General features: G+C 58.6%; 21 protein-coding genes. 7 read left to right on the top strand and 14 right to left on the bottom strand.

From position 1 onward, the window contains the following. Window positions 1-208: 208 nt before the first annotated feature. The 3 genes from phnA to FJ980_RS07815 form a co-directional block, all read right to left on the bottom strand. Window positions 209-1,474 (bottom strand): phosphonoacetate hydrolase, encoded by a 1,266-nt coding sequence (phnA, locus tag FJ980_RS07805; RefSeq protein ID WP_140542343.1) that lies wholly within the window; start codon window positions 1,472-1,474, stop codon window positions 209-211. A gap of 25 nt (window positions 1,475-1,499) precedes the next feature. After that, a complete protein-coding gene (locus tag FJ980_RS07810; protein ID WP_140542344.1) occupies window positions 1,500-2,699 on the bottom strand; it encodes a 2-aminoethylphosphonate--pyruvate transaminase in 1,200 nt (399 codons plus the stop codon). A gap of 145 nt (window positions 2,700-2,844) precedes the next feature. Further along, on the bottom strand, window positions 2,845-4,551 hold the full coding sequence (locus FJ980_RS07815) for a Na/Pi cotransporter family protein (protein WP_140542345.1): 1,707 nt from the start codon (window positions 4,549-4,551) through the stop codon (window positions 2,845-2,847). 158 nt (window positions 4,552-4,709) lie between these two features. Between FJ980_RS07815 and FJ980_RS07820 the strand changes: the two genes are divergently transcribed. After that, window positions 4,710-5,579, top strand: a complete 870-nt coding sequence (locus FJ980_RS07820) for a LysR substrate-binding domain-containing protein (RefSeq protein ID WP_140542346.1) — start codon at window positions 4,710-4,712, stop codon at window positions 5,577-5,579. A gap of 894 nt (window positions 5,580-6,473) precedes the next feature. Here FJ980_RS07820 and FJ980_RS35075 read toward each other — a convergent pair. Together FJ980_RS35075 and FJ980_RS34630 are read right to left on the bottom strand one after the other, a co-directional pair. Continuing rightward, window positions 6,474-6,650, bottom strand: a complete 177-nt coding sequence (locus FJ980_RS35075; protein ID WP_210243733.1) for a hypothetical protein — start codon at window positions 6,648-6,650, stop codon at window positions 6,474-6,476. A 260-nt stretch (window positions 6,651-6,910) separates the two neighbouring features. After that, complete coding sequence (locus FJ980_RS34630; protein ID WP_181164837.1) at window positions 6,911-7,252, bottom strand: hypothetical protein; 342 nt, start codon at window positions 7,250-7,252, stop codon at window positions 6,911-6,913. A 340-nt stretch (window positions 7,253-7,592) separates the two neighbouring features. Here FJ980_RS34630 and FJ980_RS07830 point away from each other — a divergent pair, with 340 nt between their 5' ends. The 4 genes from FJ980_RS07830 (at window position 7,593) to FJ980_RS07845 (ending at window position 13,919) form a co-directional block, all read left to right on the top strand. Further along, window positions 7,593-8,492 (top strand): right-handed parallel beta-helix repeat-containing protein, encoded by a 900-nt coding sequence (locus tag FJ980_RS07830; RefSeq protein WP_140542347.1) that lies wholly within the window; start codon window positions 7,593-7,595, stop codon window positions 8,490-8,492. A gap of 554 nt (window positions 8,493-9,046) precedes the next feature. Beyond that, window positions 9,047-11,341 (top strand): AGE family epimerase/isomerase, encoded by a 2,295-nt coding sequence (locus tag FJ980_RS07835; RefSeq protein ID WP_140542348.1) that lies wholly within the window; start codon window positions 9,047-9,049, stop codon window positions 11,339-11,341. A gap of 108 nt (window positions 11,342-11,449) precedes the next feature. Next, window positions 11,450-12,385 (top strand): division plane positioning ATPase MipZ, encoded by a 936-nt coding sequence (locus tag FJ980_RS07840; protein WP_140542349.1) that lies wholly within the window; start codon window positions 11,450-11,452, stop codon window positions 12,383-12,385. 784 nt (window positions 12,386-13,169) lie between these two features. After that, window positions 13,170-13,919 carry a response regulator transcription factor gene (locus tag FJ980_RS07845; RefSeq protein ID WP_140542350.1) on the top strand — a complete coding sequence of 250 codons (750 nt, stop codon included), beginning with the start codon at window positions 13,170-13,172 and terminating at the stop codon, window positions 13,917-13,919. A gap of 169 nt (window positions 13,920-14,088) precedes the next feature. On the opposite strand, the gene FJ980_RS07850 is transcribed toward FJ980_RS07845, so the two are convergent. The 5 genes from FJ980_RS07850 to FJ980_RS07870 all read right to left on the bottom strand — a co-directional run bounded on the left by FJ980_RS07850 (window position 14,089) and on the right by FJ980_RS07870 (window position 18,515). Further along, entirely contained in the window at window positions 14,089-14,292 is a 204-nt protein-coding gene (locus FJ980_RS07850) for a hypothetical protein (protein ID WP_140542351.1), read from the bottom strand. A gap of 160 nt (window positions 14,293-14,452) precedes the next feature. Next, entirely contained in the window at window positions 14,453-14,932 is a 480-nt protein-coding gene (locus FJ980_RS07855) for a hypothetical protein (protein WP_140542352.1), read from the bottom strand. Then, window positions 14,913-15,716: a hypothetical protein gene (locus FJ980_RS07860; RefSeq protein ID WP_140542353.1), complete on the bottom strand. Its 804-nt coding sequence runs from the start codon at window positions 15,714-15,716 to the stop codon at window positions 14,913-14,915. Before FJ980_RS07860 ends, FJ980_RS07855 begins: the two co-directional genes overlap by 20 nt. Window positions 15,717-16,162: 446 nt before the next feature. Continuing rightward, complete coding sequence (locus FJ980_RS07865) at window positions 16,163-16,942, bottom strand: CpsD/CapB family tyrosine-protein kinase (RefSeq protein WP_140542354.1); 780 nt, start codon at window positions 16,940-16,942, stop codon at window positions 16,163-16,165. Between the two features lie 49 nt (window positions 16,943-16,991). Then, entirely contained in the window at window positions 16,992-18,515 is a 1,524-nt protein-coding gene (locus tag FJ980_RS07870; RefSeq protein ID WP_140542355.1) for a lipopolysaccharide biosynthesis protein, read from the bottom strand. 289 nt (window positions 18,516-18,804) lie between these two features. On the opposite strand from FJ980_RS07870, the gene FJ980_RS07875 reads away from it, so the two are divergent. Beyond that, a complete protein-coding gene (locus FJ980_RS07875) occupies window positions 18,805-20,118 on the top strand; it encodes a polysaccharide biosynthesis/export family protein (protein WP_181181138.1) in 1,314 nt (437 codons plus the stop codon). A gap of 29 nt (window positions 20,119-20,147) precedes the next feature. On the opposite strand, the gene FJ980_RS07880 is transcribed toward FJ980_RS07875, so the two are convergent. The 4 genes from FJ980_RS07880 to FJ980_RS07895 form a co-directional block, all read right to left on the bottom strand. Beyond that, a complete protein-coding gene (locus FJ980_RS07880; RefSeq protein WP_246676350.1) occupies window positions 20,148-21,086 on the bottom strand; it encodes a glycosyltransferase family 2 protein in 939 nt (312 codons plus the stop codon). Between the two features lie 29 nt (window positions 21,087-21,115). Then, a complete protein-coding gene (locus FJ980_RS07885) occupies window positions 21,116-22,579 on the bottom strand; it encodes a hypothetical protein (protein ID WP_140542357.1) in 1,464 nt (487 codons plus the stop codon). 11 nt (window positions 22,580-22,590) lie between these two features. Beyond that, entirely contained in the window at window positions 22,591-23,736 is a 1,146-nt protein-coding gene (locus FJ980_RS07890) for an acyltransferase (RefSeq protein ID WP_140542358.1), read from the bottom strand. A gap of 272 nt (window positions 23,737-24,008) precedes the next feature. Beyond that, the gene (locus FJ980_RS07895; protein ID WP_140542359.1) at window positions 24,009-25,025 is read right to left on the bottom strand and encodes a hypothetical protein; all 1,017 of its coding nucleotides are present in this window, start codon (window positions 25,023-25,025) and stop codon (window positions 24,009-24,011) included. A 575-nt stretch (window positions 25,026-25,600) separates the two neighbouring features. Here FJ980_RS07895 and FJ980_RS07900 point away from each other — a divergent pair. Then, the gene (locus FJ980_RS07900) at window positions 25,601-26,254 is read left to right on the top strand and encodes a class I SAM-dependent methyltransferase (protein WP_210243734.1); all 654 of its coding nucleotides are present in this window, start codon (window positions 25,601-25,603) and stop codon (window positions 26,252-26,254) included. The last annotated feature ends 33 nt before the right edge of the window (window positions 26,255-26,287 follow it).

The raw sequence follows: 26,287 nt of genomic DNA on the forward strand, positions 1-26,287 counted from the left end.
TGTCGGCTAGGCCATCGCGTCTCTGCAAGGGCTTTGCCCACTCCGTCGCCGCTTCGCGGCGCCACCTCCCCCTCCGGGGGAAGAGAGCCAAGGCTGACGAACCCGCGCCCCTCCTCTCCCCGTCGATCGGGGCAGAGTGGCCCGGAGGGCCGGAGTGGGGGCCGACCAGTGCCATCATGGCTGGCGACAGACCCAACCGGCGCCCAACTCACCCGTCGCACGCCAGCGCCGCTGCCATGGTAGCGTAGTAGAAGGCGTCGAAATTGCGCAAGGTTGGCTCATTCGGCAGGTCCGGCAGCACGCGGTTGACGATGAACGGCACTTCCTGCTCGGTCAGCCCGCCATGCGAACGCAGCGGTTCGTCGAGTGCCGCGAGATCATGCCGGTATTCGCTGGTGCCGATTGTTTTGTTTTCGGTCGAGATCAGCACGATATCGCCGATACGGTCGGCCGGCAGTTCGAAACGCTCGCAGGCCGTCGGCCTGTCGACGACCAGCATGATGCCGTCGACCTTGGCCAGACGCGCCATGATGTCGGCCTGGTCCGCGCCATCAGGCAGATATGCGGTGGCGAAGGAGCCTAGTGCACCGTGATGCACGACATAGGGATCGGTGATCGGAAGGATGACGCGTGCGGCGTCCTTTCCCAGCCACTCGTCGAGCAGGTCCTGGACATAGACGACGTCGGGCGAGCTGTCGGCCTTGTGCTTGGGCTTCATGCCATGGTCAGCAGTGACGACGATCGCCGCGCCCAGCGCATCAAGCTCGGTCAGATACTTGTCGAACATTTCGTAGAAGGCATTGGCCTGCGGCACGCCCGGCGCATATTTGTGCTGCACATAGTCGGTGGTGGTCAGGTACATGATGTCAGGGCGGAATTCCTTCAGCAGTTGGACGCCGGCGGCGAAGACGAATTCCGACAGCTCAGCCGAATAGACTTCCGGCACCGGCAGTCCGAAGTGCTTGGAAGCATTGTCGATGCCGTGCTCGGCCTTGGTGGTGGTGTCGGACTTTTCCGCCGAGAAGCACAGCGCGCGGCCTTGGTCGAAGGCCAGCCCTTTGCCGAGCAGCGCGCGCAATTTGTCCTTGGCGGTCACCACGGCAACCTTGGCACCGGCGTCGTAGAAGGCCTGGAAGATGGTTGGCGCGCGCAGGAAGCGCGGGTCGTTCATCATCACTTCCTTGCCGGTCTCGCGCTCGTAGAGATAGTTGCCGCAAATGCCGTGCACCGATGGCGGACGACCGGTAGCGATTGAGAGATTGTTGGGATTGGTGAAGCTTGGAATGACTGAGTGCGCCATGCGCACCGTGCCCTTCTGCTTGATCCTGACCAAAGCTGGCATCAGCCCGGCTTGAATAGCCTCGTCGAGATAGGCCGGCTCGCAGCCGTCGAGGCAGATGGCGATGGCGGGCACGCGTGGCCAAACGTAGGTGCGGCCATTGGCGGCGACGTTGACGCGAGACATCTGGTTCATCGAAAATCCCTTGAAATCTACCGCTTCAGGCGGCGAGTTTGGCACGCTCGGCGATTGCCGCGGCGGGTGGGGCGGCGGTGTCGACGCCCATTTCCTTCAGTGACTGTGCCGCCGCCTCGACGACGCGGCGCATGACATGCTCGTCCATCTGGCCGATGCAGCCGACGCGGAAGGAATCCACGACCGTCAGCTTGCCCGGATAGATGATGAAGCCCTTGTCCTTCATCAACTCGTAGAAGCGATCAAAGGCGAAGTTGGCATGGGCCGGGTTGAAGAAGGTGACGATGATCGGCGACAGCCAACGGTCTTTCAGCAAGGTCTCGAAACCGAGCTCGCGCATGCCGGCCACCATCACGTCGCGGTTCCTGGTATAGCGGGCGCCGCGACCGGCGACGCCGCCTTCGGCTTCGTGCTGACGCAGCGCTTCGAGGAAAGCAGCGACGACATGCGTCGGCGGCGTATAGCGCCATTGGCCAGTCTTGTTCATATGCGCCCATTGTGCGTGGACGTCGAGCGACAGCGAATGGCTGCGGTCCTTGGCTGCCTCGAGCTCGCTTTTGCGGGCGATAATGAAGCCGAAGCCCGGCACACCCTCGATGCATTTGTTGGCCGAGGACACCATCGCCTCGTAGCGGATCTCGTTGACGTCGAGCGCGACCGCGCCGAAGGCGCTCATGGAATCGACCAGCAGCTTGCGGCCCTTGGCATGGACGGCCTCGGCAATCTCGGCGACCGGGTTGAGGATGCCTGAACTCGTCTCGCAATGGATGGCGATGACATGCGTGATGGCAGGGTCGGCTTCAAGTGCGGCCGCCACCTCGTCACCGCGCGGCGGCAGATAGTCGCCTTTGTCGATCAGCGTATAGGCGCGACCGAGATACTGCATTGTCTGCGCGGCACGCAGGCCGTAGGCGCCATTGGCCAGCACCAGAACCTTGCCCTCCCTGGGCACGAAGGAACCTAGCATCGCCTCGACGCAGAAGGAGCCGCTGCCCTGCATCGGCACGCAATCGAATTCGCCTTTCGCGTCACCAGTCAGCGCCAGCAGGCGGCGGCGCATGTCGGCTGTCATGGCGCGGAAGTCGCCGTCCCACGATCCCCAGTCGCGCAGCATCGCCTGCTTGACTGAATAGGCCGTGGTAAGCGGGCCTGGGGTCAACAGATAAGGCTCGCCCAGCGCCGGCATGGCTAGCGGCTCTGCAGCAAATTTCATCTCGGCGAGCATGGGTGTCCTCCGGCAGGGCGCTGCTTTTTTGATGTGGCCTTACTCTCGGCCGGGACGATATATTTGTAAAATCGTTATTTCATATCGAAGTATCGATTTGCGCGATGAACAATGTGTCGGCTTTCATCGGGCAATTGCGCCCCTGTCATGCCACCGCGCCAGCCGTCTCGTCCGCGGCCCGGCCGCCCCTCGCGAGGCGGCTTTCGAGCAGATCGCCGCTTTGCGTCAGCAAGGGATAGGCGACCGACGCCATCAGCGAGTTGATCTCCTTCAGCGCCCTCACCGCCTCCAGATGGATGTCGCTGGTATCGATGCTTTGCGGCAGCCCCGATTGGAGGCGCTTGAGGTGACGGTCATGGCTCATGCGCTCCAGCTTGCGCATCTGCTCCTTTTCGACGATGAGCTGCCGTGCCGAATCGAGATCGCTCGACACCAGCACGTTGAGCGCAAGCTGCATGTTGGCCATGACACGATCGTGAAGCCCCGACAGTTCGCTCCAGCCCTCGCTTGAAAAGCGCAAACCCTTGTCGCGCAATTCCTGGGTGAGCACGAGCAGGTTCTTGGCGACGATGTCGCCGGCACGTTCGAGATTGATGGCGAAGTCGGTGAGCTCGATGCCGCGCCGGGCTTCAGCCGCCGCCATGCTGCCGCGATTGACCTCGGCAATGTAGAGCTTGATCTCGGTGTGGGCGCGGTTGACCTCTTCATCGAGCTTCTGGGCCTGGCGGATCTGGGTGTTGGTGCCGGCGTCGAAGAAATCCATCACCGGACGAAGCATCACCTCCACGACTTCGCCCATACGCAGCAATTCACGCGTGGCGCTGGCCAGCGCAAGACCGGGTGTGCGCATAACGGTGCGGTCAAGCGCGCTGACGCGGCGCGACATCAGATCGGCACCCTCGCCTGCCTTTGCCTCCGGCCTGTCTGCGATCAGCAAACTGACCAGCCTTTCCATCAGGCCGGTGGAGGGCAGGCAGCAGACGACCAGTGCGAGATTGAAGGCGAGATGCAGATTGACCAGTTGCCGGGCTTCGGTCGCACCAAACAGATGCGCCGGAAACACCACCGCCTGAAGCACGAACAGCGTGGCGAGTGCCGCCGCGCCGCGGAAGATCAGATTGCCAAGCGGAACACGACGCGCCTCGACGGCATCGCCCCGCGTCAGCCACACGGCAATCAATGCGCCACCGCAATTGGCGCCGAGGATGAAGAACAGGCCGACCTCGACAGGCAGCACGCCTTGCGCAGCAAGCGTGACGAACAGCAGGATCGCTGCCACGCTGGAGTGGATCAGCCATGTGAACAGCGCGGCGGCGACAAAGGCGGTGAAGTAGTCGGCGCGCAGATAGGAAATCACCACCGGCAGCAACGCGCTCTGCCGCATCGGCGCGGTCGCCTCACCGATCATGTGCAGCGATAACAGGACGAAGGCGATGCCCATTAGGATGCGCCCGCCTTGCTTGATGCCGCGCGCCTCGAACTTCAGGAACATCGCGCCGCCGACCAAGATCAGGGCCGGTACGAGCCAGTTCAAGTCGAACGAGAGCACCTGCACGACCAAAGCGGAGCCAAGATCGGCGCCAAGCAGGATCGCCAGCCCGGCCGAAACCGAAACCATGCCGCTTGCGGCAAACCCAGCCGCCAGCATGGCGACGGCTGTGGAACTCTGCAGCAGGACGGCGAGCACGGTGCCGATCCCCGCCGATCTGACCCGCGCGCCTCGCGCCTGTCTCAGGGCATAGCGCAATGTCCGGCCGCAGGCTCGCTCGACACCCGTGCGCACCATGCGCACGGCCCAAAGCAACAACATGACGGCACCTGCCAGATGCAGCAGGATGAGGGAAAATTGCATGGCTACGCCTCCGGCTGTCCCGTGGCCGGCAGGGACGTCGACCTTCACTCAGGCTAGGTTCTGGACTGAGCATAAGTCAAATCGTTCATTTCTTTCTTTTAGTTAATCCGGCTTATGATAGGATGTTCGCACTTCCGGGATTTCGAACGGCGGAAAAGATGCGCTACGTCCAGTTGCGGGCCTTTCATCAAGTGGCGATTTCAGGCGGGTTTTCGCGAGCGGCCGAAGCGCTGTTCCTGACCCAGCCGGCCATTTCCGACCAGGTGCGCAAGCTCGAGGAAGAATATGACGTCCTGCTGTTCAACCGGAACAAGAAGCAGGTCACGCTGACCCATTCGGGCCAGAAGCTGCTCGAGATAACCCACCGCATGTTCGATACCGAGCAGCAGGCGCTTGAACTGCTGACCGAGTCGCGCGCGCTACGCTCCGGCACGCTGCGCATCGTCGCGGACGCAGCGCATCACCTGCTTCATATCCTCGGCAGGTTCCGCGCGCGCTATCCCGGTGTCCAGGTTTCGGTGCGCGCCGGCAACACCGAGACGGTGATCAGCAGCCTCTACAGCTATGACGCCGATATCGGCGTACTGGGTGAGGTGCCGGCCGGCCGCGATTTCGAGGTGCTGAAGCTCAACTCGACACCAATTATCGCCTTCACCTCCATCAGCCACCCGCTGTCGTGCAGGAAGTCGCTGACCCTCATGCAACTCGCGCAGGAATCGCTGGTCATGCGAGAGCGCGGCTCGAAGACGCGTCAGAAGCTCGAAGACCTTGCCGCGGCCTCGAAGATCGAACTAAGGCCAGTCATCGAGGCCGAGGGCCGCGAGGCTGTCCGCGAGATCGTCGCCTCGGGTGCCGGAATCGGCTTTGTTTCGGCGGCCGAATTCGGCCAGGATTCGCGGCTCGTCCCGATCACCATCGACGCTCCGGAGACCCTAATGGACGAAGCGTTGATCTGCCTGCGTGAACGCAGTGGCGGCAAGCTGGTGCGCGCCTTTCTCGACATGGCGCGCTCGATGTCGGCGGATTAAGCGGCGGCGCGAACCTCAATCCTATCGGCCTTCAACCGCTCTGATTTTGTGATCATAGGGGCTGCGTAAGTGCGCCCTACCGATGAAGCAGGCCGAGGAGACCGGCAAGCAGCAGAACCTTGCCGATGGCGAGGGCCACGGAACAGGCCGCCTCGTCCCAAAGGGAGTAAGGCGGCCTCGCAGATAAACCGACTAACCCTACCATCGAAGAGGCTGCGACGGAGGCCATTGTATTGATCCTTCAACCGCCGAAAAGACCGAAGCAGTCACACTCGAAGGAAGGCGAACGCGCCAAAACGTTGATGCCTCACAAATTATCCAAAAGCCGTGTCTATTATCCCATGCTGTCCCTAAGCACCCGCAATTCGGGCCGAGGCGCGACCCAGAAAGCTGGAAAGCTTCTAAGAAGTCCAGGGAAATTGGACGGCGCATCGGACAAAAGGGGTCGCGGATATCGCAGCGAACGTCCAAGACGGAGCGGTCAATATCGTCGGCAAAAGAGCGTGTGAATAGGGCTGTCGGCGGCTCTTTCGCGGGAACGAAAAAGGAAGAGAAGCAGAACTTTCGTGTGCGATTTTTGCACACGGCCTCACCTAACTAACTGATACTACTTCGCTATCCGTCCAGTCCATCATTGGTGCTATGGCAAGTCTATGCTCTTGATTTTTCGCCATTTTTTTCTAACACATCAAATTCTTGGCTCGTAGCGGATCCACCCGAATTTACGCCAGGATACGACCCTTTTCGCCACGTTTCGATCTCTCAGTGCACACGGAGCGCACACGAAAAAATGGCCACCTACACCAAGCTCTCGTCCGGTTCCTGGCGCGTGCAGGTCCGCCGCAAGGGTCGCTACGTCAGCGAGACCTTCCTGCGCCGTGACGACGCACGCCGCTAGCGACCGAAACCGAGCGCCAAATAGATCGCGGAGAGACGCCGACCAAGTCCCGCATTGCGCGCCTTAAGACCTTCGGCGAGCTCATCGACGACGTCCATATCGACGACATGTGCGATGTAGGCAAGTCCCCTCGCCGCTCCAAGGCCGCGGCCCTTGCTATGCTGCAAAGACATCTAGGGAAGTGCAACATCGCGTGTCTCGATCGCGAACGACTCATTCGTCTTGGGCGTGACCGGATCGGCGGCTTCCAGACAAATCTTTCGAAGCCGCCTTTCAGTTGCCGTCTTCATCCACGTTGCAGCGGCCCCTCTTGGGCTATCTTCCCGCCTGTTTGTCCAATCGCAGGCGGTTGCCGGCCTCGGGACACCGACGCGCGGAACCGGCTGCCCAACGTCTTTCGAATTCGATCAAAGGAGAGATTGACGAATGACGTTCATTCATCGCGATGCGCCGCTCCTGCCGACCGAACTTGCGCCGCGGTGCTATGTTCCTGGCGACTGAGTTGCGAATCCTGCCGATCGTCAGAGTGCGGTAACCGATACGCCAACCGGCGAAGGCGAGACATAGCCCTATCCTTTTCGAGGGCAATTGAAATCTGATCGGGGTCGGTGACGCCCCGATCGAAAAGGCTCATCACTCTACCCGCCACTTGTTCGCGATGATCGATGCGAACGATCTCATGCTTCGCGCAGAAATCGATCACAACATTTGTCAAAAAGGTGACATGAGTGCAGTCCGCCGCCCCTTTTTTTATCATCCCGGCTGCCCTGTTCAACTTGCGCTCCGACTATCGAGCGGCCAAACCTTCCCTGCAAAACCGGTGCCGGCACTGCTGATCCGAAACGAGACATGCAAGACGGGCCAACGGTGCTCAGTTCATCCCAGCGTACCTTTTTGGGTGTACTGATACACGCATGATATGTCCGGCATACCTCCTTCTGCGGGCGCATTGGATTTCGGACGGGCGTATGATGCCCGTAGCCGGCGTCTTTTATGCCACCCACGCCTCCGCCGGTTAGGCCCGGCCTGGGTGTACCCCCCGCCGGCCGGGCCGCCGCTGCCGTCGTATCCTTACGTTCGGCCGATGGGACGTCTAAAAAAGGAATTGAAGGCGAATGCACATCTCGAGATTCGTTCCGGTTGTCGCCTTATCGGCGGTCATTGTCTTCCAAGCTGGCGTCGCTTCGCATTGGAGAGGAACGGGGATCGCATCGGCGCGGACCCTTCTCCCCGTGTCAGACGGGAATAATTGGCCCGACGCCACAAACACGGGTATGCCCGCAGGAACTGTCCCGACCATCTACACAGGACCGAACGTCATTACCGTCGCCGGGACAGTGATCGAGAACAAGATCATCAATACCTACATTGAGGTGAGGGCCAAGAGCGTCACGATCCGTAACAGCCGAATAGATTTCGACGGGTGGCATCCGATTTATGCCCACGAGGGTGCCGATGGCCTAACGGTCGAACGCTGCACGATTACAGGTCAGGGTAAGACCGGCGGCTCCTACGGCATCGACACCAGTGACATATCTGGCTCGACGCTGATCGGGAACAACATCGCTGGCTACGAGAACGGTATCACGCCGGGATCAAATGCGGTCATAAAGGGTAATTATATCCATGACCTGCAAGCAGGCGGCGCTGACCCGCACTATGACGGCATCCAACTGGGCGGGCATCCAAAGGTGCAAGCCAATGTTCTGATTGAGAACAACACGATCATCGGACGTGACAATGCCGACGTGTGGATCACCAACGACTTCGGCTCGATAAATGGAATCAAGGTCAACCACAATCAACTATTAGGCAAAGCGTCGGGAACTGGCCCCAACGTCTCGCTGCCCGTGTTCACGGTTTATATCGACGGGGCGAAGCCAAACGGCACAATATCTGGGATAACAATCACAAACAACGTTATCCAGCGCGGCGTTTATGGCTTTATTGACATTGACAGCGCCAGCAATGTCACAGGATCCGGTAACGTAGACCCGTTTGCCAGCCCTATCTGATTGCGTCTGACTGGGCGACCACAATCTTCTTGACGGTGTTTCGCCGATTGTTTCGGTTGCGAAACCCCGCACCTCGCCGGCCGACGGTTTCGGTGAGCGTTCCACCCAGCGCCGCAAATAATCGTGAGGCCGATTTGCGACATCCAGCACAAGGATCGCGGGGGGCCTGGAAATCTCTTGCCCAATCCCAATGATCGTCCAGGGCGCCTAGTGACATGACAGTGGCTGGCTTTGGCGCGCAAGGCTTGCAAGCTCTGAGGGGTCGTCGCCGTTCGGCCAATGGCCAAGCCCATTTGCTCGTGAGCTAAGGTCGACGAATGGGAGGGTATGACAGCCTAGGCTGAAGGCTAACACATCCTTTTGGCTGTCTTATCCGGTGATCGCCTCTGAAGCAGGCAACACAATTATCCGAATTCACTAAGGGCTCGGTGCCGACAGGCTACTAGAATACGCGTCATGCGGCCCGGCGAGACATCTTTGCCGCGGGCATCCATTATTTTCGAGATCAGTGCCCACCGTGGAGCTTGCGACCGAATTATGGAGAGGGCTGCATCATGCCGGACCGGATCGTAAGTTTCGTCATGAGCGGAGGCGTGGGTTCCAGGCTCTGGCCTCTTTCGCGGGAGGATAACCCCAAGCAATTTCATGATCTTTCCGGCGACGGGTCGATGCTTGTGAAAACGGTGCGACGCCTGAAGGCGCGACCGAGTGGCGACACTCCGATCCATCTGATCGCATCGGAGAGACACGCCGATCGAATTCTTTCCGACATTGTTCCACTGGGTTTGAATGGCGGCAGACCGGTTTTCGAGCCCGTCGGCCGCAACACCGCTGCGGCGGTTGCCCTGGCCACGCTGATAACTATTTTCGAATACGACCACGACACGCTTCTGCTTGTGGTCCCCTCGGATCACGAGATATCGACCGAACTCAAATTCTGGGAAACGGTCGAGTCAGGCAGATTCGCTGCCGAGCGCGGCGACATCGTCGTATTCGGGATCAAGCCGACACACCCCGAAACCGGATACGGGTATATCGAGGTGGCGGCAGAAGGTGGCGTAGTGGCTGCGGCGTCGCGTTTTGTGGAAAAGCCTGACGCCGAAACGGCTCAACATTACCTGTCTTCGGGGCGATTTTATTGGAATGCCGGTATTTTCCTTTTTCGTGCCGAAACCATGCGGCGGGCGCTCCTCGAATTTCGGCCGGATATCTGGGAGACGGCCGAGAGAGCTTTTCGAGGCGCGCGGACCAATGTGTCGGGAACCTATATGCCCCGGAGCTTGTATGAAGCCATTCCTTCTGTCTCGATTGACTACGCTGTGGTGGAGAAGACGCGCGAGATCACCATGGTCGCGGCTACTTTCGGCTGGAGCGATCTTGGGTCGTGGCAATCACTGCTCGATGCGAGCCCAACCGACCGCGATGGCAATGTCATGGTGGGCGATGTCGTCGCGATGGATTGCGACGGTTGTTATCTGAGAAGCCAAGGCAGGCTGCTGGCTGTCATCGGGATGAAAGATGCGGCGGTGGTGGCAACTGCAGATGCAGTGTTTGTTGCCCCCGTCAGTCATAGCCAGAACGTCAGGAAGGTTGTCGAGCAGTTGGAGAAGAGCGGACGCCTCGAGACGAAGCTCACACCCTCGGAAGATCGCGTCATCATCAGCGGATCATGGCGCAAGCGCGTCAAGCACTGGCTATTTGATGAAACCCTCCCGCTGTGGTCCACGACGGGGGTCGACTATGTGCACGGCGGCTTCCACGAGGCACTGAGTTTCGATGGCAGGCCGCTTGGTAAGCCTAAGCGAATGCGGACCATGGCGCGCCAAATCTACGCTTTCGCAGTGGCCAAGGAACGCGGTTGGACGGGACCTGCCGACAAACTTATTGATCACGGCATCAACTTCATAGCCAGACACGGTCGCACCAACCGCGGTGGATGGGTTCGCGCCCTTCAGCCCGACGGAAGTGTCAGCGACCCGGAAGAGGACACCTATGACCATTCGTGCGTGTTGCTAGCGCTTGCCCACGCGCATCGATGCAGCCACCCGGAGGCCTTGCGGCTCGCCGAAGAGACACTTCATTTCGTTGACACTCACCTGGAAGACGCCAGCTTAAACGGCTTCCTCGAGACCCCGGGCTCGAAAACTGTGCGGTACTCGAATCCTCATATGCACATGCTGGAAGCTTTTCTCGCTTGGTACAACGTCACGGGAGAGCGGTCGCATTTGCGCAGAGCGGCACGCATCATCGATCTCTGCCGCTGTCATTTCTTCGACGCGGAGAGTTGGACTCTCGGGGAGCGTTTCGACCTCGACTGGCAACCTTTACCGGGCAACGACGGCCAGTGGACGGAGCCCGGACATCATTTCGAATGGGCATCCCTGCTGGTGGAGTTTTCGCTGTTAAGCGGTCAGAAAGACTTAGTGCCGCTCGCGAGAAAACTCTACTCCTCGGCAATATCAAATGGATTGAACCGGGCTACTGGTCTGGCTTATGCGGCTGTGTCGCGAAATGGAAATCCTCTTGATCGCATTTCGCGCAGTTGGCCACAATGCGAGGCGGTGAAAGCGGCCTGCGCGCTCGACGGCGTCGGCGGACCAGACTTAAAGCCTGAGATAGAAGCCCGCGTTGCCCGCCTGTTCAGGTGGCATATCGATCCCGCGCCAGTAGGCCTGTGGATCGACAGGATTGATGAAAGGGGGCGAGCGGCTGCGACCGAGGTCCCGGCAAGTATCTTCTACCATCTGGTAACTGCGTTGATCCAGTATCTCGACAAGACGGAGGGACTAGTCGAGGTATTCACGAAGCCGGAAACCGACAACACCGGTCTCGCACGGGTTTACGCCTGACCTTACGTTATCGTCATAGCGATGCACCGGTCGAGGCTGCGCAAATTCGGATGCCGTCCGTCAGAAGCGGCATCGTTGGTGTGATAAGTTGGCACTGAGGGATGTGAGATGAGCGCGGGTGCCTGGACATCGAACGGTCGGCGGCGCGCTAATGGGCGTGTTATCGTCTGCGGGAATGAAAAGGGCGGCTCCGGCAAGACCACGACCGCGATGCACATTGCAATCGCCTTGATCGATTCAGGTCACAGCGTTGCGACGGTTGATCTTGACGAACGCCAGCTTTCGCTAACACGCTACGTCGACAACCGTCGTCGCTGGGCCCGGTTTAAGGGAATCACCCTGCCTGTGCCACATCATTTTCATGTGTCGCCTGCCGCACGGGCAGCAGCCGCAGATGTCAACAGCGTTCTGGTGAGAGAGCTCAAGGAAGGTATCGCCTCAATTGCTGCCAGCCACGATTTCGTTGTCATCGACACGCCTGGCGCGAACACGTTCCTCAGTCGACTGGCCCACCGTATGGCAGACACGCTGATTTCACCGATGAACGATTCGTTCGTCGATTTCGACGTGCTCGCCAGGGTTGACCCGCTCTCCCATGAGATCCTGGGATACTCGCAGTACGCCTTGGTGGTGCTAGATGCCCGGAGGAGCCGCCTGCATTCAGAGGACGCAAGCCTTGATTGGGTCGTGGTCCGCAACCGTATGTCCATGCTTGCGTCTCGCAACGAGCGCAAAATTGACAGTTCCCTGCGCCAACTTGCAGTAGATCTAGGCTTTCGGGTCACTGCCGGCATTTCCGAGCGCGTCGCCTTTCGCGAGTTCTTTACCATCGGGGTTACCGCGCTGGACGATTTCGAGAACCAGGTGCTTCGAACCGAGCCGACGATGTCGCACCTGATGGCACGGCAGGAAATCCGGGGACTCCTCAAGGCCCTCCACTTCCCACTGGACGAGTCGAATCGGATGAAGGCGGATGCTCGGCGCAGGCAAGCCGCGAGCGTGAGCCGCCCGATCGCACTGCCCGATGTCTTTGCCAAGTGTTAGGCTGCGCGATCCAGCCATGATAACGTCGCTTTGCCCATTTATGCCGGTCAGATCACTCCAGCAGGTCGCGCCAGCCCTGCGCTAGGCGAGCAAGCTCCCGCCATCCTACGAGCGCCGCTTGCCTTGCGCCACCCGGCACAAACGTCCCTTGCCCGCTCCGGCTGATCGTCGCGTCGGCTATCACCTTCGAAAGCAGACCTTCAACAAAGGGTCAGCCTTGAAACCGATTTGCTGACCGAAGGAATCTTCAGTCATTATCGCTACGGGTCTGCAATGTTGTGAGCAAATACAGTGGAATGAAATTTCGCGCCCCGAGCGCCTGTTCTACGGAGGCACGTCGCGGCGGAGACGGACCGCCCTGCATCGGTCGCATCGACCAATTGCAACCGCCGGGCTTCCGGTCCAATTGACCAAGCGGTCGGCTTTCCGGCACGCCGACACGAGTTGAGCATCGGTGCCGCCATTCATGAAGTCATTGAATTATCGGCGCGCTAAAGCCAGAGGCGGGGCAATTTGGTAGCCCCGGGGTCGGCTAACTCTACCGCTTTTTAACTAACTCTAATGGTGCAGATTCTTAATGCGGAGTTATCCACAACTTCGTAAGATACAGCTGCAGGTTGGGGTTTGTGGACGGAAGCCGTGGTGGGGATCATCCTGCGGGATGATATGGATTAAAGATCTGTCTTCCTGGCACTTCTAGCCGAGCAGTTGGTGCGGTGGGTCGTAGGGCCCGGATAACGTATGGAGACAACAACAGCCGAACAAGTAAAATGGAGTAGGTACGATGAATCGACCTCTACCTGGCGGGCATTGGGGTAAGTCTATAGAGGTGGACCAGAACGATCCCGCGCTGTGTCTTGGCGGGACTAGTCGGGCAGAAACTGAAGAAGATCATCGCGGCGACAGCCTGGTCGTCATCGTTGATCAGCGAATCCTCGAACGGGAGTGTCTGGCCAGTAGCCTTCTCTCTCTTGATCCGGTCGTACAGGTGAGAGCGGTTGGGTCTTTCTTGGAATTGCAGGACTTGCAGGTCGAGGCCTCGGCGATCCTAGCCATCCTTAACGGTAAAAAAATAACCGACCCGATCGTGCGATCCGAACTGCAAGAGTTCATAGCATTGGTCGGCGGCGTCCCAGTCATTATCGTGGCGGATTCAGAGGCTCCGGCCGACATTTTGACGGCGCTGGAAAGCGGCGCCCGCGGTTATATTCCGACTAACGTTTCGGTGAAGGTCGCGGCAGAGGCGATCAGCCTCGCTCGGGCGGGCGGTATCTTCGTGCCGGCCAACGCCGTACTTGCTCTTCGAGAAACAATCCGTGCAACGGAGAGTTCGCCTAAACCACTAACTGGCGTGTTTACGAGCAAGGAAGCTGCGGTCGTCGAAGCTTTGCGCAAAGGCAAGGCGAACAAGATCATCGCATACGAGCTCAATCTCTGCGAGAGCACCGTCAAGGTTCATATCCGTAATATCATGAAGAAACTCAAGGCGACGAACCGAACCGAGGTCGCTTACAAACTCAGGGATCTGATGTAGCAGTTTTCCGCAAATCTGCGTCAAGTGGCCTGACGCTGACCCAGCCGAGCAATATCGGCTGGTCAGCTCAGCGCTCAAAGATATCGCCACATCACGTGCCCCGATGCGGACCCCGCGCAATACGCGATCGGCCGAAATTCATCTGACGTTTCGGAAATCGCTATCGTGCCTAAAGCTGCGTTTGCCCTGTTACCGCCGGGCGGACGGTTTGCGGCAAGGCGCTAACTGGAAGCTGGCGGTGCTGCGTATCGGCGATCTGCATCGCGAGTGGCAATTCAGACCGCCGAAAGACGATGGATGTTCCAAGCAGGGTCAATCCCGCTAACGCTCCAAGTCCGAACCATACAGCCAAGATATACAACATGACCTGCATTGCATCTGTCCTGAGCCATGAGCCATGAAGCTGAGACGAATGTCATTCTCGCAATTTGGTTCGCAGTTAGGAACCTGTCCATTGTATGGGATTGGGAACTGTCTTACCTCAAAAGTTGGTTGGATGGGTCAAACTCAGCCCGAGACTGACTTTGGCCGATCTATGAAAGCCGCTCGAGATCAGCTGTGGCGATTGGTGGGAGTGAACATCGGGGGCCGATGATAATAGCCCTTGCCACCACTGGGCGTGTTTTAATGCCAGCATACCGTAGGGCTCTCCCGATGTAGTGATGAACCATCGGCATCAGAATCGGCTGATGCTCGTAGAGTTTCCCTTCGACTGAATAAAGCAGCACTCGATCCTTCGCCTGCCGATCCAGCATCGATCGGTGCCAACCTTGAACTGAGACGTCGGCAATCTTCAGCTGACATGTCTCCTTCGTCGCGTAAAACCATTGGGGGTCGGTGTTCGGCTCCGATAAAGTGAAGGCAAATCCGTTGGCGCGGAGCAGCGCAGCGATGTCTTCGTTCGCCGGATGGTCCGCTGTGACGCTTTGACCAATACCACCGCCAAGCACCTTGAGGCTGACGCTCAGGGCCAGCAAAAGGCCGAAGGCAAAGCTAAGCGTGAATCTGTTCATCGGGCCGCAAAGCTCCGGCATAGATCGCCATCACCGCGAGGTTCGTCGTCCATTCCGCCAGCAAGATGCCTACCCTTCCGTGGATGATGTCATAGTAAGCCGGCATAAGACCTATGAGGCTAATCCGGGCCAGGTTGATAGCCACTGTCGTAAGACACGTGGCGACTACGGCGCGAACGACCGGCCTCGACCAATTCAGACCATAAAACTTCACGATCATCACGCCGCAAAGAAGAGCCAGCGAGAGGTTCGTGAGCGACGAGCAGGCCGGCAGGAGGAAAACTACGCCGGAACCGTCCGCGAACGGCACTGTATTGCCCGCTGCGCCCGTGCCAACGATCCAGCCCACCATTCTTGCATCGATTGCAAGGATGGGGCCTCCGAATACCGCAAAGGCCATCCGGGCCCAAAACATCGGAACCGTTATGGCTCCCAACACGACCGCGGCCCTGCGCATCGGCCCCTCGCGCGACGTCAGCGCCAGATAGGCGGCCACGCCAGCCAGTGCCAACCAGCTCAGTTGAGGCAAGGGAACCAGGAATGCAAAGCCCGCCAAGCCGGCGATGTAGAAATCCGATCGGTGAGCACGCTCAGGCTCGGAATCCATAAATAGCCAGAAGGTTACGCCCAGCGCCAGCCAAACCACGAGGCTGACGCCGAACATTTCCAGCAGCGCCGAAATCGTGCCGTCACGGGCAAGCGCCTCCGCGACACGATCGCTTGCTCCGTTTGCAAATCCCGTGGCCACCACACCGCAGTAGATTTGCCTGCGTAAGACATTCATGTGGGCTGTGGCTCAGCGGCCATCAGTCGGGGCCGTGCCGATCATTTGCCACGCTGCCAACGGCGATACCACACATAGCCGCCAAAGGCAGCCAGCGCCGGAAAGCCAATGCCGATCACAGGACCGGGAGCGGATCGGCTCGTATCTCCACCCCGATCGCCTGACGGGTACCATGATGCCAGCGCATGACCTGGAAGCGTGTCCCAGAACGTAAAAAATAATGCTATTGCGGCAGGTGCGATAAACCTTGTCATTGCTTCCCCCATTCCCGTAATCGCAAGCATATTTTAACAAGGATCATTGTCATCCGAGAAAACTCGTAGGCTCCCGAACGAAAGAGGTAGAGCGACGTAATAAATTTGATTTCGCACGCTCATCGCGACCGCGAGAGGGCGCAAAATGGCCCTGCCGTGAACGTGCTCGAGAAATACGAACCCGCCAATCGCTCAGTAATAGCCGCCATCGTGTCCATATCGGCATTTATTCAGGACAATCCCCAGGAGGTTTGTCTCGCCTACCAGTTCCTGTTCACAACAGTGGATCTTTGCCATAGTGGTCGTTCCGGCGCCTACTACAAGCAACGTACAGTCAATGTTGGGCAGGAACGCCAGAACGTCGTCGCTGCCAAGAACTGCAGGCAGGTCGACGATAACCACCGCGGGGCAAAGCTTGTCATGGAGTTGTATCATTGCCGTGCGAGCGGATTGGCTTTGAAGTAGCTCGGCCGAACGGGTCACCCCGTGCGAACTGGCGCTCACGGCAAGATTTTCACCATAGCGCACGAAGGTGCTTTTGATCGAAGATCGCCCTTGCAAAAAACTCTCAGTAGCTCGGGCCATGCCGAGACCCAATATCGAACTGATCTGAGGCTGCCGAAGATTCAGATCCAGAAGAACGACCCTGCAACTCTGCAGATTCGCGAGGCTGAACGCCAAGTTGGCGGCCACGATTGACTTTCCGGTTTCGGGCTCCGGTGAGGTTATCGCTACAGTGGTCCAGTTGTTGACATTGAGACACCTGAGGACCTTGGTGCGCAATACATCAAAGCTGGCTTGAGCAGGGTCCCCAGCCGCGAATGTAACGAGCCGGGCCTCGCGGGCCCTATCGCCATCGAGTTCCACACGTTCCAGTCCCGCCCAATGCTCGTCAACCGATACCATGGATTGCCGTGCGACGACTTCCAAGGCCGCATGCGCCGCGGGCTGGAGTTTCACCTTTGCCGGCATGTTCTGGTCTCCTGCGGCACGTATCCGTTCCTTGATGTGGGGCCGTTGGCTACTTCGAGGTCGCACTGTTTGCCCCGAAACTTGCGGGCGGGTGAAAATCTACAAGCAGGAAGATCGGACTACTGCCCACAAGCAGTATAAGGGCGGCTACGCCCAGGCGCATCCTACGCGCAGGTTTCAGGCTATCGGCCGCAATATAGGGGATGGTGGCAAAAGGCTGCCCCCGGAACACGGCTGCAAGATCGGCAGGACGGCGAATGGTTGGGAAGAAGATTTCCGTGAGCGCGAAAATGCCGAAGCTCAATCCGAAGCCTGCCCCGAAACTTCCAAGAACGATCGCCTGCCGTTTGGGCCAGACACGTTTGTCCGGTGGGGTCGCCGGCTCGATAAGCGACAGCTTTTGGCCAACTGCTTCCTTTTCGATACGCTGTCCGGTCGATGCGTCCGCCAACCTGGCGACTGCCTCGTTGTAGTGCGTCTGCACGGCCTCGTAATTCTGCTCGAGCGCGCGCAGTTTGGTAGTGTTCATTTCTGTGTCAGCGATCGATCGCGTCAGGTCGTCAAGCAGCGGTCCAATGGATTCCTTCTCCTGCGCAATCAAGGAGAGCTGACCCTCAGTGTCGGCCAACTGCAGGCGAAGCTCGGGGGACATCCCGGCGGCGCGTGGGGCATCCATTGCGGTCTTGCCCTTTTCGGAGATGCGTTTCTCGAGATCGGCGACCCGTGTCCGCAACGCCACAAGGTTCGCACTGCCATCCTTGAAGATCGTCTCCTGCTCGGCAAGCGAACGCCGCAACTCGGTCAGTTGCTGATCGTCAGCCGCTGCTCCCTGCCCCCCCGAAGCCGATATCTGTTGAATCATCGAACGCTTTTGCTGAAGGGAAATGATCTCGCGTTGAATTTGACCCAGCCTCTCTTCGTAGGCTCTCTGCTGCATGCGGCGAAACTCGAGGCTGTCAGGCAGAGCCTCCCTATGCTCCAGTTTGAAGCTCAGGATCGCTTCTTGGGCGTCCTTCAGCGCCGCGTCCAGGCGTTCCACCTCGCGCTTGAAGAATTCGTGCGTGTCGTCGGCCACAGCCTTGCGCTCGCGCTCGTTCGCTTCGAGCATGGCGTTTGCGTAAGCATTGGCGACATCAGCGGCGAGAATGGGGTCGGCTGCGTCGAATGAAATCGTAAAGGCAATAGCCCCGCCGCTGCCGCTACCCAGATTATTCAGGACAACCGGCTCGATCTTGGTTCTTGCAAGCATTTGTGCAACGACATCGTCGTCGGAGACATCAGCCTTGGGAAAGATCGCAAACTTCTCGGCCAGACCGAGCAAACTGGCTCTTGTCGTGAGTTGCTGCTCAAGAACTTGCAGCTGCTGAATGGGATCCGCTGTGACCGATGAACGGGCAAGTTCTGTTGATATACGAGGCGAGTCGACCAGAATTTTGGCCACCGACCGGTATATCGGTTGAAGCAAGAGCGCGACCGCGAATCCGGCAACCGTCGCCATCATGATCGGGATGATCAGGTAGCGCAGCCGCTGGACATAGAGCGAGGCGTAAAAACGGAAATCTTGGCTGTTCATTCAAATCGACTCGCCGTCAAAGATCCCTGCACATGTCGACGGCGAAACAACAGCGCCGGCACACTCGTTGCGTGCCAGCCAGATTCGCGTAGCGATCCCATCGGTGGAAGCACTTCCTAAGGTCGAGTTAAGCTATGAAGTATCCTTCTTTCGACGATGGACCTTCTCCTTTTGGCCGTCGCCTCGGTCCTATTCTTGCGTTCACTCGGTTTCGCTCGGGACCTATTCTTGGCTGCTAGGAATGCCAGTGCAACGATCCGCTCGAGAGCGCACGCGTCGAGGAGGAAGAGTGTCTTCAAACCCAATTGCCCGCCTTCGCCATGGAAGGTTTGCGGCGGCCCTGCTCGCCGGCGCCGCGCCCATGTTCTTTGCTGCTGGCGCTCAGGCCGACGACTATCGGCTCGCCGCGCAAACGAAGATCCACATCTCGATCATCCAGTGGAACCCCTCGAAGGGTGAGTACCAGCGCTGGGAAGCTCTCAGCGGCGATTTTCTTGTGTCCAGCCAGGGCACGATAGGGGTACCCGTCGTCGGTTCGCTCGATGTGAGCGGCAAAACGAGCGCCGAGGTTGCCGCCCAGATATCGGCGGCGCTCCACGACAAGATGGGCCTGATCTCCCCCCCAGATGTATCGATCGAAATAGCCCAGTTTCCATCGATCTACGTCGTCGGAGCGGTCACCACGCCTGGCGCGTATCAATTCAGGCCGGATTTGACCGTATTGCAGGCAGTGGCCTTGGCCGGCGGGCGCTATCGACCTCCGCCGGAAAAGGCAGGACAGAGCGATATCAGCCTGCTTGGCGAACTGACCACGATCCACACCAAACAGTTGCGGCTGCTCGGCCGTATCGCCAGGCTGCAGGCCGAACTGGGCGGAGACGCCGAAATCCACTTTCCGGCCGAATTGACGGGCGCCGGTGCTCGCGACCTTGTCGACCAGATCATGGCACTGGAAGGTACCCTCTTCACGGCACGTGCCAATGAGAAGACGCGGCAGGTGGACAAACTCTCCGACCTACGTGACATGTATACGCGCGAACTGGATATGTTGGCGACCAAGAGCAAGGACACCGGTGAGGAAATCACCCAGACCGAGACAGAGGTCGCCAAGATCACCAAGCTTGTCGAGCAGGGCATAGTACTGTCATCTCGATGGTCAGAACTGAGGCGCGTGCTCGGACAGATGCGGGCCGATCATGCACAAGGAGACATCGACGCGATGCGCGCGCGGCAAGGTCTGAGCGAGACGACGCGCCAGGAATTCAGCGTTAGCGACCAACGCCAGACGGAGGTTGCGACACAATTGCGAGACGCGCTGAGCGAGCTCGCGGAAGTGAGATCGCGGGAATATACGATCCGCCAACTCCTGTTGGCAGCCAGCACCGTCGTACCGGGGGCCACGTCCGAGGGCAGTTCCGACCTGAAACTGGTCATCATCCGGCAAGATCGGCAGGGGCCAAAAGAGATGAACGCGTCAGAAACCACGTCGCTTGTGCCCGGCGACGTGGTCAAGGTGTATGTGGCCACCTCGATGCAGGACATCGTCGACCCGGCTACGTCCCAGCAGAGAACCACCACGCGGCCTGGCGGAGAAACACAATAGCAGTATGAATCGGTAGATTGGCTGCGAGACTACTGGGCGGTTAGCGCCGCCCAAAGAGCTGCCCGATGTGTCGGCCCCGTGCCCACGCGGACTCCCTCCCCCAAAACCACAGCCGTTTGGAACATCGCTGACAAGAGAAAGCCGTGATGGCGCCGGTAGTACTGGACTCGGTTGCGCGTCAACAGCGCAGACAGGGATGGGTTGGTTCCAGATTCTCCACCGATGTGGATCACTTCTGCTCCCGAGACATATGCGATTGACAACCCAACGGCGCGGACTCTTCGCATATAGTCGACTTCCTCGCTGTAAAGAAAGAATGACTCGTCCCAGTCTCCCACGAGCTTGCGCACGCGCGCCGAGATTGCCATTGCCGAGCCTTCAGCCCAATCAGCGAATCCATCGGCCGTGTATCGCGTTGGATCGCTGATCTTCTCGCCTGTTCCGATCCAAGTCCCAAGTTTCCCTCCCACAACCGCATCCGTCCATGCCGTCTTCAGTGACGGCTCGCGTCGAAGAGAAAGCGTGAGCCTGCCGTCCTCATCAAGGATCTTTGGCACGGCCACGCCTACGGTGGGATCCAGCAGCCGATTCATAAGCAATCGGGCCGCACCGGGCAGCAGCCGCACATCAGGGTTCAACACGAGCAGGGTTGAGTCTTTTCCAACCGTCGCGACAGCCGCGTTGATGCCGCCGGCGTAACCCGAATTCCACCCAACGTTTATAACTCTCGGTCGGACGGGATGAGAGAGTGCTATGGCAACGCTATCGTCGCTGGACGCATTGTCCGCAATGACGACTTCAAAATCCTGGATTCCGTCGAGTCCTGTCTGAAGCGAATCGAGGAATGCTTTCAGATGCCGGCGACTGTTGTACGTCACCGTTACCACGGACACGCGCGCACCTCCTGGCTGCGACATTTCTTCGTCGCGACCGGTTCTCGCCACGGCTTCGTTCCCGATCTCTTTCACGTCTTCGATTCCATCAAAAATCGCGTCGCTTAACGCAATGATTGTTCATCCGTCCCGCCCGGTGGAAACGTGGCGAATATGTCACGTCTCCTGGAGCTCATCTCGAGCCACGCCGGGGACGATACCGCGGAATAGGCATCCGTCTCCGCCGACTCGCTTTGGGCGGGTTTCGCATCAAGGATCCAAACGCCACTTCCCAGAAGAAATAGAGCTAGAACATAAGTGCTGTTCCAGAAATGAACCGTCCATCCGATGAGGAACAGGAACCCCAGTGTGATGAGGTAGGCTGTCCGAAAACGATCGAGCCTCTCGTCAATATTTCTTCTGAGAGCCGTGGCGATGGCGGTCGAGAATCCTGCCAGCAGCAAGAAGATCGGGGCAGCGAAGCCAAAACGCATTGCCTCAAGAAGCCAGAAATTGTCTATGGTGCCGTTCGGCATCCATCCTGGGCGATCCCAATCGTTCATTCCGATCCCGAAAATGGGGTGGCTCAGCGCGGTCGCGGACCCATACTCCCAGATCAAACGTCGATACCAATATGTTTGGGAGTCGAGCACAATCATTTGTGTCACGATCGTGATTGCCGATCGATTGGAGACAATCTCAGCCGCGACGATCAGCAAGAGCGCCGCTCCGATAAGCAATTTCCAACGATGTCTATTTCCTCGGAGCAAAGTGTTCCAAAAAATCAGAAAGATTTGCACGGCCATGCCTGCGATTGGCCCGCTCGATAGAGAGGTTGCCGCTGTCACAACGACCAGTGCGACCTTGAAATTCCGGTGAGCTGCAGTTTTCTTGTAGCCAAGAACAAGGTAAGTGAGGGCCACGGCGCTTCCTACGTTCAATCCGAATAGAATTGGATGGTCGAATATTGAAATAACTCTCGTGCGACCTAGTCGTTGAACGACCGGGTAATCATTGACAGGCAAGACGACACTGAACACCTTGAGCAGGATGTTGCCACCGCCAAGGCACTCGACTACGGCAAACGGCATCAAAATCACGATGATCCAAAAAAACAGGCGAACGGCGTTGTGAAAGTCGGCCGCGTCACGGATCCAACATCGCGCAAGCATGTATGGCCCTACAGTTTCTATAAAGAGGATCCCAGCAGATTGGGCCCCGGCGACCAACCCGTGATTTGCAATGAGACCGATCAGCGACCAGACGGCAAGCATCAGGATCGAGATATCCGCAAGCCTTATCCGGCCGGCCTTGCCTGAGAATAATCGGACGGCGCAGGGCATTATCAATGCTAAAAGCACAAGGCGATAGATCGAGAGCCGAAGCGGCCCGATGTAGAAAACCCAAGGTATTTCAAGCGAGATAAGAAACACCCATACCGGCCAGGAGGTTCTCTTCCCGGACAGCGCGGCCGGACCGCTTCGCGCGAACTGGTTGGTGGATTCGAAGCGCTCGCCAAAGCCGGCGCGGCGGTCGGGACTTTTAACTTTGGGGCTCCAATACCCCGGTTGGCCAGCAACACTGCTCACGTGCCGATTTCCTACACGCGAACCAGTCGAATCATGGTCGACTGGATTAAGTGAAGCCGGCCGCCAATCCACCCGGCAATGATCTTTTTCCTGGTCAGAGCTGGCTGTTCGACAAGGATGGAAGAGAGATACGACAAGGGCAGCGTCACCATCATCGCCACCAGCGCCACAAATTGCCACGAATGTATCCCGGGATACATGATGCTGAAGTAGCAAAGAACCGGCGCGTGGATGAGATAGACTCCGTAAGACAGATCGCGCCTGACGAACGAGCGCCCTGGCAGGTTCGACAGCCCTGCGAAGACAACGAGATATGGCAGGCAGAGCGGCGCCGCGACGATACCTGCTCCATACGCAAGCGAAGCTATCAAGATGAGGAACGCTAGACCCGCCAAAGCAGCCGAGTAGGGTATTGTCCGACGGAAAGTGGATAGAGCGACGCCAAAAGCAAAATAGACGAAGAGGCTGATGAAGGTAACAAAACGACCAGGCAGCCGTTCGGCGACGGCAGGAAAGATTCCGTTCGCTACATAAAGGACATAGGCTACAAACAACACGGACAATAGAAGCCGTGGTCGACCTAGGATACCGACCATACTCATCACTGCTAACGCAATATAGGACAAAACTTCGAAATGCAGCGTCCAGAGCGCGCCATTGACAATTGCGGGATGGCCGTCCGGTAACTGTACCCCGGGGAGAAAATCATAAGTGAGCGTGAGAATGTTCTTCGCATAGAGTGGCAAGCCGAAATCGTCAGAGAAATACCGCTGCAGCGGCAGCATTGTCAGGATCGGACCAAGCACGATCATGGATAAGATCACTACGACAATGAGGGCTGGAAAAATCCTGAGCACCCGGCTTGTCGCATAATCAATTACCTTGCCCGACCGGACCAAGCCTGGGGCCACCAGAAAGCCGCTGATTGCAAAGAAAACAAGAACCGCGAGAAGACCGAAATGCAGAAATCCCCCGCTGAACGCGAAGAGGAGATCTGCCTTCGCATCGTGAATCGAACCGTGGGCATGATGCAGAAGGACTGTGATTGCCGCGGCCAATCTCACTTCATCGAAGCTCGGTCCCACCAAGCCCGTTTCGGCCAGGCGACTTTCTAGGGTTCGGCCGCACATGTTCCAATCGACAACATTTGGCATCATTTGGACGGCCCGGTGAGATCGGTCGCAGCAGAAGTTTGGGTGGGACACATGGCGCGCGCAACTACCTAATCGAGCCAACAGAGCGGCCTGTGATGGCAGCCAGAAACGAAAGGAGTACGAACGTGGCGGGAACGGGCGACTGTCGGTGTGACGTCGCAATTCCCCCGCGAGTGGTGAGACATTTTATCCCGGAACTCACCCATATCCCCTCCTCCTTGAAGAGAGGTCCACCAGTGCTTTTTGAGTCTGTTTCGAAAAGACCCCACGCTATTCTAACGGTGGCACGACTGTTCGGTAGGCTGATCGCCGGCGTCGCCGACCCTGGTGAGCCAGGACTCCCGCCAGAACGGATAAATCGCGCGGGGACAAAACCATCGACCGTTGACGCTGAGTTCGCCTGAGCAGGCGACACCGTCCAAGATTATGCAGTCTTTGGGGATCTTCAGCATGCGGCCCGTTTTCTCATCCACGATCCGCCGCACGGCAGTCTTTACACGGAACGTGCCGCCGCAATGGGGAAGCATCTCGCGGTCGAAGGAGAGGCCGCTACTTTCGCCGCGATGGTCGAGCGTGGCTGCGATTTCCTCCGCGGACCGTACCCGGACCAGCTCGCCAGGCTGCAGGCCGAGCATCTCGCGCTTGGAGCCAACCTTACTCGGACCTTGCAAGGGGAGCGTCCTTATCAGCCCGAAATGATGGAGCGCGTCCATTATTATGGCCCGGACCAGAAGGGCTACGAACGGGATCGGCTTGAAGTTGCCGTTCGTCAATTCGCGCCAATATTGCCCAAAATCCCGTCGCCTCACGGGCTCGGATGCCTTGAGAGCGTCAGTCGATTGACATCGCCAGACCTGCGCCCCGCTTTCATCCACCGGGGTGGCCGGGTGCGTAGCGGTGCCGGCAGTCCGCTCGAGCTCTGCGGAAGCTGCCATGCTGGCGACCCCAGAACGCGCGGCGTGGTTGTCACCGACTTTGCTCAGCCATTCCTCTTTCCAGTAAATACGGCAACCTGCCTGACATCCGCCGTGGCTCGACCCGTCGCAGCGCAGATCCTCAAGATAGACCGTCCCGCGCATTCGACGAGAGCCACTTTCATCAACCATGTTGCAGACTTTGTCGACGCGCCGCGACACCGTAAAGCGTTGGCCGACATATGCTATCATCTCCGGCATGAACACTGTCCCGTGCAGGGCGCTATCCCTGTCGAGTGTCGCGACAATCTCAGCCGCGGAGCGCACCTCGACGACATCGCCAGGGCGTAAGGGACCTCCGTTCGCTGGTTTTTCCATGGTTTTTTGTTCCTCAAGTTTAGTGGCGTCGCCATCGATTCGAAGCCGCAGCCGCTTGGAGCCAGTTCCAACTTGCCGGTCCAAAGGCGCCGAGAGAGCATCGTACACAAAGAGACGGTGGGCGATTGCTACCCAAAAGCGAGAGAGCCGGAGCGCCGATAGTGGTAAAGGCAATAGCCGCGAGGCGCTCGTCACTGATGAGGAACCTACCCGGTGATGCCGTTGCCAGCCGCCCGTGGGCAAGGACGCGTGGATGCCAGGTCTGGAATCTGGCTCGCTGCGACGAATGCCTGGCAACGGATCAATAGCTTTTGCGGCGTCCGGGTCACAGCTCGCCAAGGACTGAAATCACCTTCCTTGGCTGATGTGGGGCGCGAAGGGCATCCGGTCGCATTCAGGTGGCCGGAGCGCCGGCTTATTCTTTCGTGGATGGCTAGTTCAGCACAATGAATAATGAGAGCGACTTCCGAAGTTGCTCCACTCATCGCCACGTCAGCTAAGATGGTGTCGATTTCGACCGGGCGCCCTCCCTTCCCGCGGTGGAAAAGGGGGCGCTATAGAGGGTAGGCAGTCTGATGAGTGAAATGCTGCAGCTGCGCCAATTCATCACCGATCCGCGAGAGCAGCGATCGATAGCGACGACCTTGCGAAGAAGACGGTGGGCGGAATTCCAGCGGCGCTTCCCCGACATCGGACGAATGCGCGTGGTCGATCTCGGCGGAACGGTGGTTCATTGGGAGAGAAGTCCGGTTCGCCCCAAATGGGTGACGGTAGTCAATCTCCTACCCCAGACGAGCACGGCTGCCTGGATCAGAGTCGTGCAGGGCGACGCCTGCGATCCGCCTGCAGAAATCCGAGCCATGGAATTCGACATCGTGTATTCGAATTCCTTGATTGAACATGTGGGTGGGCACGCGCGCCGTGCCGACCTCGCTTCGATCATCCACGGTTTGGCGCCGCATCATTGGGTGCAAACCCCTTATCGGTATTTCCCGATTGAGCCGCATTACCTCTTCCCGGGCCTGCAATTCCTGCCCCAGGCAGCCCGCGCCAAGTTGATCCGACGCTGGCCGTTGTCACCGTCGCGGCCAGACCAGGGACAGGCCGTCAAGGATGTGCTGGAGATTGAGCTCCTGTCACAGACCGAGATGAGGTATCACTTTCCTCGCTCTGACCTCTTCAAGGAGCGGGTGCTGGGGATGACCAAATCGATTGTCGCCGTCAATTGATGAGGCAGCTGCATTCACGCTGGAATGACAACC

The sequence above is a fragment of the Mesorhizobium sp. B1-1-5 genome (assembly GCF_006443065.1).
In the GTDB taxonomy this organism is placed as follows: Bacteria; Pseudomonadota; Alphaproteobacteria; order Rhizobiales; family Rhizobiaceae; genus Mesorhizobium.